Here is a 14,942-nt window from a genome sequence, read left to right on the forward strand (position 1 = left end):
GGGCTGATGTCGATCTTGCTGTGGATAACCGCCGGACACTGTGGACAATCCCGGCGAACTCATCCTAAAGACCTGGTCTCAAACTCGGCGTGTCGCTAGGTCAACCAACGGCCCGCCCCTGGCTCCGCACCGCCCGCCTGTGGGCCCGGCCCGACGGACCGGAAGTGCGTCAGAGAGACTGGGGCCAGTGCCCGCCCTCTCGACCTGGAGCCTTTGATGCCGCAAGGGACCGTCCGTTGGTTCGACGCCGATCGGGGTTTCGGCTTCCTCGCGCCCGAGGACGGCTCGCCGGACGTGTTCGTGCACGTCTCCGAGATCGTCGAGGACGGCGGCGCGAAAATGCTCCGCGAGGGTCAGGCCGTCGTGTTCGAGGTCGGCGAGAACGACCGCGGGCCCCAGGCGCTGAGCGTTCGCGTCACCGCCGATGCGGCCACCGGCAGCGCCGTGGGCCTGCTCGGCACCGTCAACTGGTACGAGCCGGGCAAGGGGTACGGCTTCGCGTCGCCGGACGGCGGCGGCGCCGACATCTTCGTGCACAGCTCCGCCATCGTGACCGGCGGCGTGGTCACCGAGGGGCAGCGGGTGGCCTTCCTGATCGTCGAAGGCGAGCGCGGCCCGCAGGCCGGGCACGTGATCCCGCTGGGAGCAGGGGCCGGCTCACCCGCTGCGGCTGGTATCGCGGACGGTGCCGACGGCACGGTGGCCTGGTACGACGAGGACAAGGGCTTCGGCTTCATCAACCCCGACTCCGGCGCCGGGGACATCTTCGTTCACGCCCGGGCCCTGGCCGAGGGGCTGACGTGGCTCGCGGAGGGCGACCGCGTCGCCTACGAGGTGGCTAGTGGAGACAAGGGCCCGCAGGCCCGCGACGTGCACCTGGTCCGGGGCGCCGAGCCCCAGACGGCGCCGCAGCGGTCTGCACCTGCTGCGGCCGCAGGGCCGGCCGCGCGGGACGTGCCCGTACGAGGCGGCGAGGGCGTCGTCGCGCGCTACGACGGCGACCGCGGCTTCGGCTTCATCACCCCGGACGCAGGCGGCGACGATCTCTTCGCCCACGTGTCCGTGATCATGGGGTCGGAGCCGCTGCAGAAGGGTGACCGGGTCCGGTACGCGGTGCGTCAGAGCGACCGGGGCCCGCAGGCCGACCGCATCGAACGCCTCTGAAGAGGCGGCCCCACCGATGGCTGATCACTTCCCGACGAGAGTGCTCGTTCATCCCCATCGATGGTGCCGTCAGCAACCCGGCTGCAGCCTCCTCAAGGAGATCGATCTCCCTCGTGGTGACGGGCCGCGTTCGGTCCGGTCGTAACGCAGCCCGAGGCGTTTGAACGGCAGCAGCCAGGAGATGGTGCGTTCGACGACCCAGCGGACCCGGCCGAGGCGGGACTTGCCCTCAATCCCGCGCCGGGCGATACGGACCTTGATACCGCGGCGGGTCAGGTAGCGGCGGCAGCGGCGGTAGTCGTAGCCCTTGTCGGCGTGCAGCTTGTCCGGTCGGCATCGTGGCCGGCCCGCCCGGGCCGCCCACCCGGACCGCGCGGCGCTGGTCGGGACGGGATCAGGGGTTCGATCAGCTCCCACAGCCGGTCTTCGACCCGCCGCTGCTGCGTCGTCTTCGCCATGACTGCCCACGATCGCCGACCAGGACCGGCAGGTTACGCAGTGACACACCCTTAAGTGTTGAGACCAGGTCTAAGTCTGAGCGCGAGCGATTTACCGTGGTCTCACCCGCGAGCCGGCACGCTGTGGGCCGGTGATCAGGCATAGGAGGGACGCGCGGGCGTGAGGGTCGGACGGGTGTCCTGGCTGCTGCCGGTCGCGTTGCTCGCCGCGTGTACGGCGGGGCCGTCGGAGCGGCCTGCGATCGTCGTGAACGACGGGGACCCTGGTCCGCCCGCGACCACCGACGCCGGGCCGCAGCCACTTCCGCCGCTCGGTGAGCCGAAGAACCAGGCCGTGCGGTGGGCTCAGTGCGGGCCGGAGGTCACCGACCGGCTGGCCAAGCTGGCTCCACCGGCTTCGCTGAAGATCGACTGCGGGCGGGTCAACGGCGTCCTCGACTCCCCGTACGCGCCCGGCCGGGGCACCATGCGGATGCAGGTGCTGCGGGTGGGCACCGGGCCGGTGCCGCTCGTCGTGGTGAATGACGTGGATGGGCTGCCCAGCACCCTTTACGCCGTCAAGCTGGCCATGACCCTCTCCCCCGACTTCCTCACCAAGTTCTCCCTCGTCGGCCTCGACCGCCGCGGCACCGGCAACTCCGACGCCGTGCGGTGCGTCCCGGAGGAGGTCCGCGACGAGTTGGTCGCGTTGGATCCCCGAGCGAGCGACGTCACCGCCTGGGTCGACCTCGCGCGGACCGCCGGGCAGCAGTGCACCCTCGCGCTGGAGTCGCGGCTGCCCGCGATCGACAGCTGGCGGACCGCGGCCGACCTCGAGTCCGCCCGGCTCGCACTCGGCATGGAGCGGCTGCACGCGATCGGTCACGGCGAGGGCTCCCGGGTGCTGTCGGTGTTCGCCGAGCGCTACCCCAACCGGGTGGGCCGGATGGTCCTCGACGGGGTCCCCGACCCCAACGAAGACGCCGCAGTCACCCTCGCCGGTGTCGCCGAGGGCGCCGACGCCTTGTTCAGCGCGTTCGCCGAAGAGTGCGCCCGCCGCGCCTGCGAACTGGGCACCAACGCCCGCCAAGCGCTGACCGAGGTGCTGTCCGCGGAGCCATTGGCCACCGAGAACTTCGACCTCACCCCCGGAATCGTCCTGCGCGGCGTCCTCGCCGCACTGCCCGACCGGCAGGCGTGGCCCGCCCTGTCGAAAGCCATCGCCGACGCCCGCAGCGGCGTGCCGGACGGCCTCGCCGCGTTCGCCGCCCCCGTGGTCCAGGAAACCGACGAACTCCCCGCGATGTTCGACGGAACCCTCGTGACCAGGTGCAACGACACCCGAGGCCGCCTGTCGACCGCGCAGATGGAGGCGACCGCGAAGGACTGGAACACCCGCTACCCGGTCTTCGGCGGCCTGACCGCGCAGTGGCTGGCCCTGTGCAGCCCGTGGCCGGTGGCGAGCCACCCGGTGACCCAGCCGCACGCGGAGTCCGCACCCCCGATCGTCGTCCTCTCGACGGCCACGGACGGTGTCACCCCACACGCGGGCACCCAACACGCCGCCCAGCAGTTGACGTCGGCGGTGCTGGTGTCCTGGCAGGGAACGGGCCACGGCGCCCTCGGCATGTCGCCGTGCGCCACCGACACCGTTTATGGCTTCTTCAGCGACGGCAAAATCCCTCGCGATGGGACAGTCTGCCCGCCCTGATCAGCTTGTCTGGCGAGTTTGGGTGGGGGTGCCTGTTTGGGTGGTTCGCCTTGATTCGGGGACCCCGCCAAATGGGCCTGGCGCGGGCTCAAAAGGTGGGCGAAGTACAGCCCACCCGCGCCGAAAGTTTAGGCCCATTTGCCCCGAATCAAGGCGAACCACCCAAACAGGCCGTCGGGATCGGCCGGTCGCGTTTCGCGGAATGGTCGATCGCCTACCTGCCCGATCCTGAAGTCCGGCTCCGTTCTAACCCAAGTCCCGCAATGCCCGCTGTGCCGCGTCAAGCTCCGCCTTCAACTGCTCCACGCGAGCCAACTGCCGCCGCTTCGCCGCCTCCAAAGCCGTCCCGATCGCCTCCCCCACCCCCGAAGGCAGCGACTTGGCCGCCCGCGCGACATCGCCCGCGGGCACCGGCTCCCACCGGACCACCCGCTTCTTCCCCACCAGCACATCCACGGTCCACTCGCCCTCGAGCGTGGAGTGCAGCGTCACCGTCACCTCCGCGGGCTTGTGCGGCGGCGGCTTCCGCACCACCGGGGCGGGCTCGATCCCGACCACCACCTCCGGCAAAGCCGCGGCAACCGGTTCGACCACGACCGGCGCCGGAGCCGGTTTCGGCTTCGGCGGCGGCTTGACCAGGGTCAACTCCGCAGGCGAGAAGGTGAGCTCGTCGCGGGAGCCGGTGGGGCGGACCTGGATGAAATCGCCTTCCGCGGGCTCGGCGAACCCGACGACCTTGCCCGACTGGCCTGCCGTCACCCCCACGGCCGCCGCCGTGAACCACACGCCCGCGGGTTTGCCCGCCGCCACGTCACCCCTGAGTCGCTCGACCTGTTCGGTCGACAGCGACGCCACCCTCGCCATTCGTTTCCTCCCGGTGCACTGATCCGCGCGTAGTGTGCCCGGTGGGTCCGACAGTCCGACAGGCCCACAGCCACCCGTTCGGACGGCAGCGGATGCCATCAGGGCGCGGCAGGCTTACATTGCCGAAGATGACGGTGCGGTATCTCTGGTGGCGCAGCTGCTACGACGGCGAGCTGCACGCGTTTCCGATGGCGCCCGGCACCCGGTTGGCCCACCAGCACTACCGGGCGTCCTGCACCCACGCCGCGCCACCCGACCTGGAGCCGGAGGGCAGTGACGGCCCGCGGTGCGAACTCTGCGTGATGATCCTCGAAACCAGGCAGTCCACTTAGGACTCAGTGTTCGCGAAGCCGGTACTCGCAACCATATTCGACCGCGTAGTGCAGGTCGTAGTGGTGCACGATCTTCGGCCCGCCGTGCAGATGGACATGGGTCACCGTCGAGCGGGGACTCTCCGGCGACGCCGCCAGCGTGTCGACCCGGCCGTCCAGTGGACCGCCGACGTAGCGCACAAGGTACGAACCCGTCATGGCGGTCTCCTTCCCTTCCTTGCAGTGTAAAGGAAGGGACCGACAAAATCGCGTCTCTACCGGTGCAGACCCATGTGGAACCGCACCAGCGACACAGTGTGTTCGCCGAGTGTCGTCGACTCGCGGAGCAGTGCGTCCACCCGGGTGACGCGCTCGGCGGTGGGGACCAAGTAGGAAGTCGCAGCGCTGTTCCTGAGCCAGGAGGCGATATCCGCGTGCGCCCGGCCACCCAGGTAAGCATCGTCGAGGAGTGCCAGATTCGTCTCGATCCGCGTCCACGCGTCGCGCGCCGTCAACAACCGGTAGGCGGCGAATCGACTGTGGGGTGGCTGGTCGACACCCAACTGGCGCAACAGGAACGACATGTCGAGTTCATGCCCGCGTAGCGACACCACAACCTGGCGGGTGACCGCCGCCGCCGGGTCGGCGAGCATCGGCGTGAGCAGGCCGACCGGCGTGTCACCCAATCGCCGCAACGCGCGGACGGTTTCGACGCGGACCCTGGTGACGGGATGGGTGAGGAATGGACGCAACAACTCGGTATCACCCCCGGTCTCACCCATACCGGCGATGACAGCGGGCGTGGGCGAGACCGCGAGGAGAGCGCGATAGGCGCCGCCTGGGTCGCTTCCGGCACGGCGCAGCACGGCCTGCGCGGTTTCACGAACAATCCTGTTGCGGTCAGTCAGCGCGGCTTCGGCCGGTCCGCGCTCACCCGCCGATCCCAACGCGTGCACCGCTTCCGCGCGCACAGCGGCCGTCCCACTGGACAACAAGCTCCGCGTGAGGTCGAGATCCCCCATACGGATCAGTGCCTCCGCACAGTGCAACCGAATGACGGTGTCATCGTCGGAGCGCACCGCGCTGAGCAGCCGGTCGAGCGGAAGACGGCCCATCGCGAGCCGATAGGCGGCGCGGCGGACCACGCGGTTCGACGAGGCCAGTGCCACCGCGAGGACTTCGGGAGGACCTTCTCGCAGGTTCGCCTCCACGACTCCGGCCAGCCACTGTCCCTCGGCGCGCTTCGCCAGGAGGAGCGCGAGCGGAGCGAACGCCTGGAACGCGGCTCCGGGCAACTCACCCAGGCAGCGGAGCGCCACCTCCCGGGCGCGGGCACGAATCTCCGGCACCCAGTCGGCGCAGCGCAAGGCGAGCACGGGCCAAAGCGCGGGATTACCGCGCCTGGCGATATCGGTCACCGCGCTCTCACGCACCCGGCCGGACCGGTCACAGGCGGCGAGCACGACGGCCACCTCGGGCGACGGGTCGGGCACCGCAGGCCCGCGCCACCAGTAGCTCCGCGCGCGGAGATCGAGGACGGTCCACAGTCCCGGGTCGTCGCCGGCCAGTGCGAGACGCGCGGCAGTGATCAACGAGACATCCGCGAAACCGAGGGCGGCCGAGTCAGGTGTCGTCACGGGCTTTCGAGGGCTGGACCCGCTTGGGCTCCCCCGGCATTTTCGGATAGTCCGGCGGATACGGCAGGTCGCCCAAGCCGTTGTCGCGCTCATCCCGCTCCGCCAGTTCGATCAGCGGCTCCAGCGAGAACGCCTTCTCCGCCACCGGCGCGTGCAGGTCGCCCACCTGCGCGAACCGGGCGGGCATCGTGAGCACCGAGAAGTCCTCCGGGTGCACGTCCCCCAGTTCGTCCCAGGTGACCGGCGCGGAGACCAGGGCGCGCTGCGTCGGGCGGATCGAGTACGCCGAGGCGATCGTGCGGTCGCGGGCCATCTGGTTGTAATCGATGAAGATGCGCGACCCGCGCTCCTCCTTCCACCAGTTGACCGTGACCTCGTCGGGCATCCGCCGCGCCACCGAGCGGCCGAACGCGATCAGCGCCCGCCGGACCTCCACGAAGGTCCAGCGCGGCTCGATCGGGACATAGAGGTGCACGCCACGGCCGCCGGAGGTCTTGGGGAACGCCTCGATGCCGTGTTCGGCCAGCAGCTCACGCACGGTGAACGCGACCTTGACCGCGTCGGTGAAGTCGGTGCCCGGCTGCGGGTCGAGGTCGATCCGCAGCTGGTCGGGCCGGTCGACGTCGGCCCGGCTGACCGGCCACGGGTGGAACGTCAGGGTGCCCAGGTTCACCGCCCACGCCACCACCGCCAGCTCCGTCGGGCAGACCTCGTCGGCGGAACGGCCGCTGGGGAAGGCGATGCGCGCGGTCTCGACGTAGTCGGGCGCGCCCTTCGGGATGCGCTTCTGATAGAACGCGTCACCCCGGTTGTCGGCCCTGGTGGACAGCTTCGCGCCCTCGAAGACGCCGCCAGGCCAGCGTTCCAGCGTCGTCGGGCGCTCGCGCAGCGCGCCGAGGATGCCGTCGCCCACGGACAGGAAGTACTCGACGATCTGGCGCTTCGTCAGCCCCAGCTCGGGAAAGTACGGCTTGTCCGGATTGGACACTCGCACGGCCCGGTCGCCGACGGTGATCTCCACAGCCTCTGTTGCCACCGCCCCAGACTACGGCGACGAGGCAATGCATGCGCGGAAGTATCCACAGCCCCGGTACCGTACTGCTCGTCATAGCTACCGCGATCTGCGAGGAACCCGTACCGGTGAAGATGGACAACAGCCCCGCCAGGGGCACCCGTGACCTGCTGCCCGCGACCGTCGCCGTGCGCGACCATGTCCTGGCCCAGATCACCGAGGTCTACCACCGGTTCGGCTACCAGCGCATCGAGACGCCCGCCCTGGAGAACATCGAGCGCCTCACCGGCGGCCAGGGCGGCGAGAACGAGAAGCTGATCTACCGGGTCCTGCGCCGCGGCCTCGACGAGACCGTCGCCGCCGACACCACGCTCGGCGAACTGGTCGACCTCGGCCTGCGCTACGACCTGACCGTCCCGCTGACCCGCTTCTACGGCAACAACCAGGCGACCCTGCCGCAGCCGTTCCGCTCGTTCCAGGTGGGCCCGGTGTGGCGCGCCGAGCGCCCGCAGAAGGGCCGCTACCGGCAGTTCTACCAGTGCGACATCGACATGCTGGGCGAGGAATCGGTGCTGGCCGAGGTCGAGCTGATCGAGGCGACCACCGAGGCACTGGCCGCGGTCGGCCTCGACGGGACCACGGTCCGCGTGTCCGACCGCCGGTTCCTGTCCGCGCTGGCCGAGGGCATCGGCCTGCCGGAGTCGGAGTGGACCGGGCTGTTCATCACCCTCGACAAGCTCGACAAGGTCGGCTGGGACGGCGTGCGCGCCGAACTGGCGGGCCGCGGCCTCGAAACCGACCGGATCGACCAGTTGCAGGCGAGCATCACCGGCCTGCAGGGAATCGACCCGGCCAAGCTCGCCGACCAGCTCACCGCGTCGGTGCCCGGCCTGTCCGACGAGGTCGTCGCCGACCTGTCCGCCACCGCCGACGCGCTGCGCTCACTGGCCGAGACCAGGCCGCTGACCTGGGAATTCGACCCGACGCTGGTGCGCGGGATGGGCTACTACACCGGTCAGATCTTCGAGATCGTGCACCCCGGCTCCTCGGGCTCCGTCGCGGGCGGCGGGCGCTACGACAAGCTGATCGGCCGTTCCCTGGGCCGCGACGTGCCTGCCTGCGGGTTCTCCATCGGCTTCGAGCGCATCGTCGACCTGCTCGAAGGGCAGGCGCGGGGAGAGTCCGTCGCGGTGCTCTACGAGGCCGACGTTCCGCTCGCGCGGGTCACCGGCACCGCTCGCGAGCTGCGCGCGGACGGCCGGCCGGTCTCCCCCATCCGCAGGCGCGGCAAGTTCGGCGCGCAGCTGGGCAGGCTGGAGGAATGGGGCTTCACCTCGTTCGTCCACCTCAAGAGCGAGCAGGCGGAGATCGAGGAGCGCAAGCTGGGCGACAGGTAACCACGTTCGGGTTACCGTTGAAGCATGGTCGCGACAGGTTCCTCGGGGACAGCCGACGATGAGCCGCGCCCGGGTCCGCCGGGCCGCTTCGCCGACGACCTGATCGGCCTGGATCCCGACGACCCCGAGGCCAGGGCGTTCGCTGAACACCTCGACCGGGTCGAGCGGGTGCGTCCGGGCTACACCGTCGAGGGCTACATCGGCGGTGTCGGCGACTTCGCCGACGCGGCCAACCGCCTGGGCGGCCACTACCGCGTCACCGCGGGCATCGTGGTGACATTGATCCTGCTCGGCGTCATCGTCGCCGCGTGGGACACGCTGGTGTTCATCTTCAGCATGCTGCTGGGCTGAACCCGTGCGCGCTTGGAGGAGAAATCTCGTGAAACCCGTTGTCGGCGCCACCCCCAGGGTCGTCAAGTCCGAGCAGGAATGGCGGGCGCAGCTCAACCCCGAGGAATTCGCGGTGCTGCGCCAGGCCGGAACCGAGCGCCCGTTCACCGGTGAATACACCGACAGCAAAACGGTCGGGGTCTACCAGTGCCGCGCGTGCGGCGCGGAGCTGTTCCGCAGCGACACGAAGTTCGAGTCGCATTGCGGCTGGCCTTCGTTCTTCTCCCCGCTCGCGGGTGAGAGCGTCGTGCTGCGCGAGGACCGCCAGTTCGGGTCGGTGCGCACCGAGGTCCTGTGCGCGAGCTGCCACAGCCACCTCGGCCACGTCTTCGAGGGCGAGGGCTACCCGACGCCGACCGACCAGCGCTACTGCATCAATTCGATTTCCCTGCGCCTGGTGCCCGACACCTCAAGTCCGGCTCAAGAAGCCTAAATCTGACCCACGGCTTCCCTAAATCTAAATCAAGGTCCCTTGTGCTCGCGGTCACACCGCGAACAGCATGTGTCACGTCAGGGCAACTTGGCGTGAGGGGGGATCGAGATGATGAATGAACCGTGGGGAATCGCGGGACCGGATTTCCTGAGAATCTACGTGGTCGCTTTCGCTTTCGCTTTGCTGTTCGCTTTGGCGGTGCGGATCATGGTCCGCGCGGGGTCCGCCGATTCGCGGGCGGCGAGTGGGGCGATCGGGCCGGGTCAGCTCTCGCTCGACGAGCTGGCGTACCTGGCGGGCGGGCCTCGGCGCGTCGTCGAGACCGCCGTCGCCAGGTTGATCGACCGCGACAAGGTCCGGCCGAGCCGAAAGGGAACCGTGCGGGTGGTCGAGGGGTCCACCGCGACGGACCCGATCGACCAGGCGGTGCTGGCGGACATCAAGCGCAACCAGGAACGCAGTATCGGTCTGCTCGTCGACAAGGTCGGTCGGCGCGACGTCGTGCGCAAGCTCGGCGAAGCCTTGGCCCGCAAGGGGTTGCTCGTCGGCGAGGACGCGGCTCGGGCCCGATGGGGTGTCCTGCCGATGATCGTGCTGTTCGTGGTCGGGGGCGCGCGGTGGACGAACGGGTTGGCCGAGGGACGGCCGATCGGCTGGCTCACGGTCGCCCTGGCCGCCACCGCGGTGGTGACGGTCCTGCTGTACCGCAAGGCGGTGCCGGAACGGACCTACGCGGCGGAACGGCTGCTCGCCGAGGCCCGGGGAACCCGGTCGTCGAAGCAGGTGAACGACGCGGCGGTGCTGTACGGGGGTGCGGCGGGGCTGGCCGGGGTGGTCGGCGTGGTCGCGCTCAGCGGCCTCGCCGCCCACCCGGACACCGAGTTGGCCTCGGCGTTGGAATCGCAGAAGCAGGCGATCGCCGCGAGCAACTCGGGGTCGTCGGGGTGTGGTTCGGGGCCCTCATCCGGGGGAGGATCGTCGTGCGGCAGCAGCGGCGGGGGTGGCTGTGGCGGCGGCGGTTGCGGCGGATGAGATAGAGGGTGATCGGTGTGGGTGAGCTCGGGGTGGGCATCGGCTGGCGGTCGGAGATCGACCTGACCGTGGAGCGGATGCCGGGAATCGACTTCGTGGAGGTCGTGGCGGAGAACATCCACCACGACCACCTCCCGGAGTCGCTGCGGGTCCTGCTGGACCGGGGCATCCCCGTGCTCCCCCACGCCGTCTCCCTCTCGCTCGGCGGAGCCGATCCGGTCGACGGAGCCCGGATCGACCACCTCGCCGCGGTGACCGACGCGCTCGGCGCGCCGATGGCCAGCGACCATGTCTGTTTCGTCCGGGCGGGCGGGCTCGACTCGGGGCACCTCATGCCGGTGCCGCGCACCCGCGACGCCCTCGATGTGTTGACCGCGAATGTGAAGACCGCACAAGCGGCGCTGGGGGTGCCGCTCGCGTTGGAGAACATCGCGGCCCTGCTGCGGTGGCCCGACGAGGAGCTGACCGAGGCGCAGTTCCTCACCGAGCTGGTCGAGCGGACCGGATGTCTGCTGCTGGTCGATGTGGCCAACATGTGGGCCAACGGCCGCAACCTGGGGCAGGACCCAGCCGACCTCCTCGACGGGCTGCCGCTCGACCGGATCGCCTACGTGCACGTGGCGGGCGGGGTCGAACGCGACGGCGTCTACCACGACACGCACGCCCACCCGGTGCCGTCCGGGGTGCTGGAAGTGTTGCGGGAGCTGTGTTCCCGGGTCCGGCCGCCGGGTGTCCTGTTGGAACGCGACGACCTGTACCCGACGGATTCCGCCCTGCTGGCCGAACTCGAAGCCATCCGCGGCGTCCTCGCGGCCACGGCGTGAGCGGCGCGCGCGAGCGACTCGCCGCGGAGCAGGCCGCGCTGCTGCGGGCACTGCTGGCCGACGGCCCGGCCCCCGCGGGGTTCGACGAGCACGCCCTGCGGGTGGAGGCCGATGCCCTGCTGGCCAAGCGCAGGCGCGTCGTCGCCCAGCTCGCACCCGAGGTCGCGGGCGACCTGGATGAGCGCTACCGTCCCCTCTTCGACGAGTACGCGCGCGCCCATCCGCGCACCGTGGGCTCCCGTGCCCGCGACGACGCGGCGGCGTTCACCAAGTGGCTCATCGCCGGTGGTCACGTGACGGAACCCAAACGCCGGTGGTGGCGTCGCACCTGAGTTCCCGGCCGGGGCAACGGTTTTCGCGGGTTCTCGCGAGCCGGTGGCCGGGCACCCGGGTGGTGTCGACCCCTGTCGGCACCACCCGGCCACCCAATCGGATGATGCGCGGGCGGCCGAAAATCATTAACTTGAAATTACTGGGGCTTGATTTCTGGGGGAACTGCGCGTCACCTGTCGTCGGCCCTTGTGCGTTGTCATTTTCCTGACCGGTGGGGGCTGGTACACAGATGAAACGGACAATTTCTCTCGTTATCGCGATCGGATTGGTGGCCGCGGGCTCGACCGCCGCCACAGCTCAAACGGTGCAGCCATCGAGGCAACCGTCGAACGACGCCAAGGCGGTCACCTTGATCACCGGCGACCGGGTGCTGCTTTCGGCGGGCAAACCCGCCGTGCTGCCCGGAAAGGGCCGCGAACGGATCGCGTTCCGCACGTACACCGTGGCCGGACGGCTCAACGTCATCCCGGCCGACGCGTTGCCGCTGGTCTCCTCAGGCAAGCTCGACCCGCGGCTGTTCGACGTGACCGGCCTGCTCGACGCGGGCTACGGCGACAGCAGGGGCGACCTGCCGCTGATCCTCACCGGTCCGACGCCGCGCTCGGCGGGCGTTCGGACCGTGCGTGAACTGCCGTCGGCGGGGGCACGCGCGGTCGCCGCCGAGAAGTCGTCGCTGGGCGAGTCGTGGCGGGCGCTTGCGGCGGGCCCGGGCAAGGTGTGGCTCGACGCCCGGCACAAGGCCAACCTCGACCGCAGCACGGCCCAGATCGGCGCGCCATCGGCGTGGCAGGCGGGCCTGACCGGAGCCGGGGTGACCGTCGCGGTCCTGGACACCGGGGTCGACCAGACCCACCCGGACCTCGCGGGCCGCGAAGTCGGGGAACAAAACTTCACCGACTCCGCCGACGCGGTGGACCGCGTCGGGCACGGCACGCACGTCGGATCGACGATCGCGGGCGGCGGGGCGAAGTACAAAGGCGTGGCGCACGGCGCGAAGCTGCTCGACGGCAAGGTGCTCTCCGACCAGGGCTGGGGCCAGGAGTCGTGGATCATCGCGGGCATGGAGTGGGCCGCCGAGCAGGGGGCCGACATCGTCAACCTGAGCCTGGGCGGGCAGGACACAGCCGAGGTGGACCCGCTGGAAGCGGCGGTCAACCGGCTCACGGCCGAACGCGGCACCCTGTTCGTCATCGCGGCGGGCAACTCCGGTCCGTCGGCGGGTTCGGTGGGTTCGCCGGGCAGTGCGGAGGCGGCGCTGACGGTCGGCTCGGTCGAGCGCGACGACACGCTCTCGTTCTTCTCCAGCCGGGGACCGCGCGTGGGCGACGGGGGCATCAAGCCGGACGTGACCGCGCCGGGCTCGCAGATCGTTGCCGCGCAGGCGAAAGAGGGTTCCATCGGGACTCCCGTCGAGCCGGGCTACGTGTCGATGTCGGGCACCTCGATGGCCACCCCGCACGTCGCGGGCGCGGCCGCGCTGCTGGTCCAGAAGAATCCACAGTGGACGGCGGGGCAGCTCAAGGCAGCACTGACCGCGTCGGCTCGGCCGACGGCTGGGGAGTCAGCGTACGCGCAGGGCTCCGGGCGGATCGATGTGCCGAAGTCGTTGGCGCAGAACGTGACCAGCGAGCCGACGTCGGTCAGCTTCGGCGTGCCGCAGTGGCCGCATGACGACGACCAGCCGGTGTCGAAGGAGATCACCTACCGCAATGGCGGAACCGCGCCGGTGACCCTGGACCTGACGGCGGACTTTGTCGGTCCCGATGGGAAGCCCGCGCCCGCCGGGATGATCGCGTTGTCGCGCGACCGGGTCGAGGTTCCCGCGGGCGGCACCGCGACGGTGGGTGTCACCTCCGACACGAGGCTCGGCTCGGTCGACGGCGCGTACTCCGGCGCGGTCGTCGCGAGGTCCGGCGAGACGGCGGTGCGCACCCCAGTCGGGGTGGACCGCGAGGTCGAGAGCTACCAGCTCAAGGCGACCTTCCTCGGTCTCGACGGCAAACCGTCGCCGGACGCGTACACGCTGCTCTTCGGACTCGACTCGGGTCAGCCGTACTTTGTGAACAGTCCGGACGGTGTGGTCACGCGGCGACTGCCGAAGGGCCGGTATCTGATCGACACGTTCTTCAGCTACGAGACGGCTTCACACGTGCTCGCCGATCCGGGGTTCACGCTGACCAAGGACACGGAAATCGTGGTCGACGCCCGGATCACCAAGCAGCTCAAGGTCGTCGCGCCGGATCCGGCGGCGGTGTCGGTCCTGGCCTCCGCGGGTTATGAACTCACCACGGAGCACGGGTCGATCGGGGTGGCCGCGCTCGCGGACTCCGCGGAGCAGATCTACACCGCCCACCTGGGGGCGGAACTGCCCGCGGACAAGTTCCTCTGGACGTTGAACACGTCGTGGATGGCGGGCAAGGACTTCTACGGCCTGGCGCATTTCCAGCCGAAGTCCGTGCCGACCGGGCTGGAGAAGACGTACCGGCCCGCCGACATGGCGACGGTGCGCACCGCGCTCGGTCAGCCGACCGCCCAGGCGGCGAACGGCCTTCGGGTGACGTTCCCCCTCTACTCGGACGGGCGGGGCAGCAGTTGGGCGATCGGGCGCGAGATCACGATGCCGGGCGGCCTCACCGAGCACTTCTCCACCGAGAACACGCAGTGGGAATCCGAGGTGATGATCGGCGAGCCGCCTGCGATCCTGGGTGCGTTCCGTTCGGCGCCAAAACAATTGCGTGCTGGTCGGACCTACCAGGAGCGGATGGCCGGGGCGATCTTCGGGCCTGCGCTGCCGCGGTCGACGTACCCATGGGCGGAACGGTTCGGTGACGAGATCGGGTTCAACATCGGCCTGTTCGGCGATGGCGCGGGCAACGCCGGATTCACCGCCGTGACCTCCGGCAACACGACCCTCTACCGCGATGGTGTCAAGCTCGGGGCGAGCCCGGACGCCGGCTACGGGGTGTTCCCGGTGCCCGCCGCGAAGGGGGCGTACCGGCTCACCACGGAAGGGGTGCGGGGCGAGGTGTTCGACGTGAGCACCAGGGTGTCCGCGGCATGGACGTTCACCTCGGCGTCCGGGGACAAGGCCATCCCGCTGTCGGTGGTTCGGTTCCACGGTGCCTTGGACGAGAGCAACAGCGCCCGCGCGGGCAGGCCGTTCCTGCTGCCGGTGAGCATGCAGCTCGAAGACGGATCGACTGTCACACCACGCAAACTCGGCGTCGAAGTGTCCTACGACGAGGGGAAGACGTGGCGGCGGGCGACTGTGGCCAACAACAGCGCGTTGCTCTTCCATCCGGCTGAGGCGAAGTCCGTGTCACTGCGGGCCAAGGCGGAGGACGGGCGGGGCGGGACGGTCGAGCAGACGATCATCCGGGCGTACAAGTTGAAGTAG

At 70.0% G+C, this 14,942-nt stretch carries 14 protein-coding genes and 1 pseudogene; 10 read left to right on the forward strand and 5 right to left on the reverse strand.

The window, feature by feature from the left end; translation table 11 throughout:
* The first annotated feature begins 216 nt into the window (after positions 1–216).
* Positions 217–1,164, forward strand: a complete 948-nt coding sequence (locus C8E96_RS34555; RefSeq protein ID WP_133794930.1) for a cold-shock protein — start codon at positions 217–219, stop codon at positions 1,162–1,164.
* A 135-nt stretch (positions 1,165–1,299) separates the two neighbouring features.
* Here the strand turns inward: C8E96_RS34555 and C8E96_RS32135 are convergent.
* Positions 1,300–1,518: pseudogene (locus C8E96_RS32135) on the reverse strand (transposase); the annotation flags it as partial.
* Between the two features lie 264 nt (positions 1,519–1,782).
* Between C8E96_RS32135 and C8E96_RS32140 the strand changes: the two are divergent.
* Positions 1,783–3,312: an alpha/beta hydrolase gene (locus C8E96_RS32140; RefSeq protein ID WP_091371320.1), complete on the forward strand. Its 1,530-nt coding sequence runs from the start codon at positions 1,783–1,785 to the stop codon at positions 3,310–3,312.
* Between the two features lie 246 nt (positions 3,313–3,558).
* Here the strand turns inward: C8E96_RS32140 and C8E96_RS32145 are convergent, their stop codons facing one another.
* Complete coding sequence (locus tag C8E96_RS32145) at positions 3,559–4,176, reverse strand: DUF6319 family protein (protein ID WP_091371318.1); 618 nt, start codon at positions 4,174–4,176, stop codon at positions 3,559–3,561.
* Positions 4,177–4,304: 128 nt separating this feature from the next.
* Between C8E96_RS32145 and C8E96_RS32150 the strand changes: the two genes are divergently transcribed.
* On the forward strand, positions 4,305–4,508 hold the full coding sequence (locus C8E96_RS32150; protein WP_091371313.1) for a hypothetical protein: 204 nt from the start codon (positions 4,305–4,307) through the stop codon (positions 4,506–4,508).
* A 3-nt stretch (positions 4,509–4,511) separates the two neighbouring features.
* Here the strand turns inward: C8E96_RS32150 and C8E96_RS32155 are convergent, their stop codons facing one another.
* Genes C8E96_RS32155 through ligD form a run of 3 tightly spaced genes read right to left on the reverse strand, consistent with a single transcriptional unit; the run spans position 4,512 to position 7,160 of the window.
* Positions 4,512–4,706, reverse strand: a complete 195-nt coding sequence (locus C8E96_RS32155; RefSeq protein ID WP_091371311.1) for a hypothetical protein — start codon at positions 4,704–4,706, stop codon at positions 4,512–4,514.
* A 56-nt stretch (positions 4,707–4,762) separates the two neighbouring features.
* Positions 4,763–6,079 carry a hypothetical protein gene (locus C8E96_RS34350; RefSeq protein WP_228769726.1) on the reverse strand — a complete coding sequence of 439 codons (1,317 nt, stop codon included), beginning with the start codon at positions 6,077–6,079 and terminating at the stop codon, positions 4,763–4,765.
* A gap of 31 nt (positions 6,080–6,110) precedes the next feature.
* The gene (ligD, locus tag C8E96_RS32165; RefSeq protein WP_091371274.1) at positions 6,111–7,160 is read right to left on the reverse strand and encodes a non-homologous end-joining DNA ligase; all 1,050 of its coding nucleotides are present in this window, start codon (positions 7,158–7,160) and stop codon (positions 6,111–6,113) included.
* A 29-nt stretch (positions 7,161–7,189) separates the two neighbouring features.
* Here ligD and hisS point away from each other — a divergent pair, with 29 nt between their 5' ends.
* The 7 genes from hisS to C8E96_RS32200 all read left to right on the forward strand — a co-directional run bounded on the left by hisS (position 7,190) and on the right by C8E96_RS32200 (position 14,942).
* Complete coding sequence (gene hisS, locus C8E96_RS32170) at positions 7,190–8,533, forward strand: histidine--tRNA ligase (protein ID WP_228769725.1); 1,344 nt, start codon at positions 7,190–7,192, stop codon at positions 8,531–8,533.
* 24 nt (positions 8,534–8,557) lie between these two features.
* A complete protein-coding gene (locus tag C8E96_RS32175; protein ID WP_091371270.1) occupies positions 8,558–8,884 on the forward strand; it encodes a hypothetical protein in 327 nt (108 codons plus the stop codon).
* A gap of 28 nt (positions 8,885–8,912) precedes the next feature.
* On the forward strand, positions 8,913–9,356 hold the full coding sequence (gene msrB, locus C8E96_RS32180; protein ID WP_091371268.1) for a peptide-methionine (R)-S-oxide reductase MsrB: 444 nt from the start codon (positions 8,913–8,915) through the stop codon (positions 9,354–9,356).
* A 111-nt stretch (positions 9,357–9,467) separates the two neighbouring features.
* Positions 9,468–10,388 (forward strand): TIGR04222 domain-containing membrane protein, encoded by a 921-nt coding sequence (locus C8E96_RS32185; protein WP_166658195.1) that lies wholly within the window; start codon positions 9,468–9,470, stop codon positions 10,386–10,388.
* Between the two features lie 17 nt (positions 10,389–10,405).
* Entirely contained in the window at positions 10,406–11,212 is an 807-nt protein-coding gene (locus C8E96_RS32190; RefSeq protein WP_091371468.1) for a DUF692 domain-containing protein, read from the forward strand.
* A complete protein-coding gene (locus C8E96_RS32195; protein WP_091371265.1) occupies positions 11,209–11,544 on the forward strand; it encodes a hypothetical protein in 336 nt (111 codons plus the stop codon). The genes C8E96_RS32190 and C8E96_RS32195 overlap by 4 nt, the downstream gene beginning before the upstream one ends.
* A gap of 305 nt (positions 11,545–11,849) precedes the next feature.
* Positions 11,850–14,942, forward strand: a complete 3,093-nt coding sequence (locus tag C8E96_RS32200; RefSeq protein ID WP_166658196.1) for a S8 family peptidase — start codon at positions 11,850–11,852, stop codon at positions 14,940–14,942.

This window comes from Actinokineospora alba, from assembly GCF_004362515.1.
Lineage (GTDB): Bacteria > Actinomycetota > Actinomycetes > Mycobacteriales > Pseudonocardiaceae > Actinokineospora > Actinokineospora alba.

Excerpts from the sequence above, each read along its gene's own strand:
- C8E96_RS34555 (WP_133794930.1), top strand. The coding sequence starts at position 217 with ATGCCGCAAGGGACCGTCCGTTGGTTCGACGCCGATCGGGGTTTCGGC.
- C8E96_RS32145 (WP_091371318.1), bottom strand. The coding sequence starts at position 4,176 with ATGGCGAGGGTGGCGTCGCTGTCGACCGAACAGGTCGAGCGACTCAGG.
- C8E96_RS32150 (WP_091371313.1), top strand. The coding sequence starts at position 4,305 with ATGACGGTGCGGTATCTCTGGTGGCGCAGCTGCTACGACGGCGAGCTG.
- C8E96_RS32155 (WP_091371311.1), bottom strand. The coding sequence starts at position 4,706 with ATGACGGGTTCGTACCTTGTGCGCTACGTCGGCGGTCCACTGGACGGC.
- hisS (WP_228769725.1), top strand. The coding sequence starts at position 7,190 with ATGCGCGGAAGTATCCACAGCCCCGGTACCGTACTGCTCGTCATAGCT.
- C8E96_RS32175 (WP_091371270.1), top strand. The coding sequence starts at position 8,558 with ATGGTCGCGACAGGTTCCTCGGGGACAGCCGACGATGAGCCGCGCCCG.
- C8E96_RS32185 (WP_166658195.1), top strand. The coding sequence starts at position 9,468 with ATGAATGAACCGTGGGGAATCGCGGGACCGGATTTCCTGAGAATCTAC.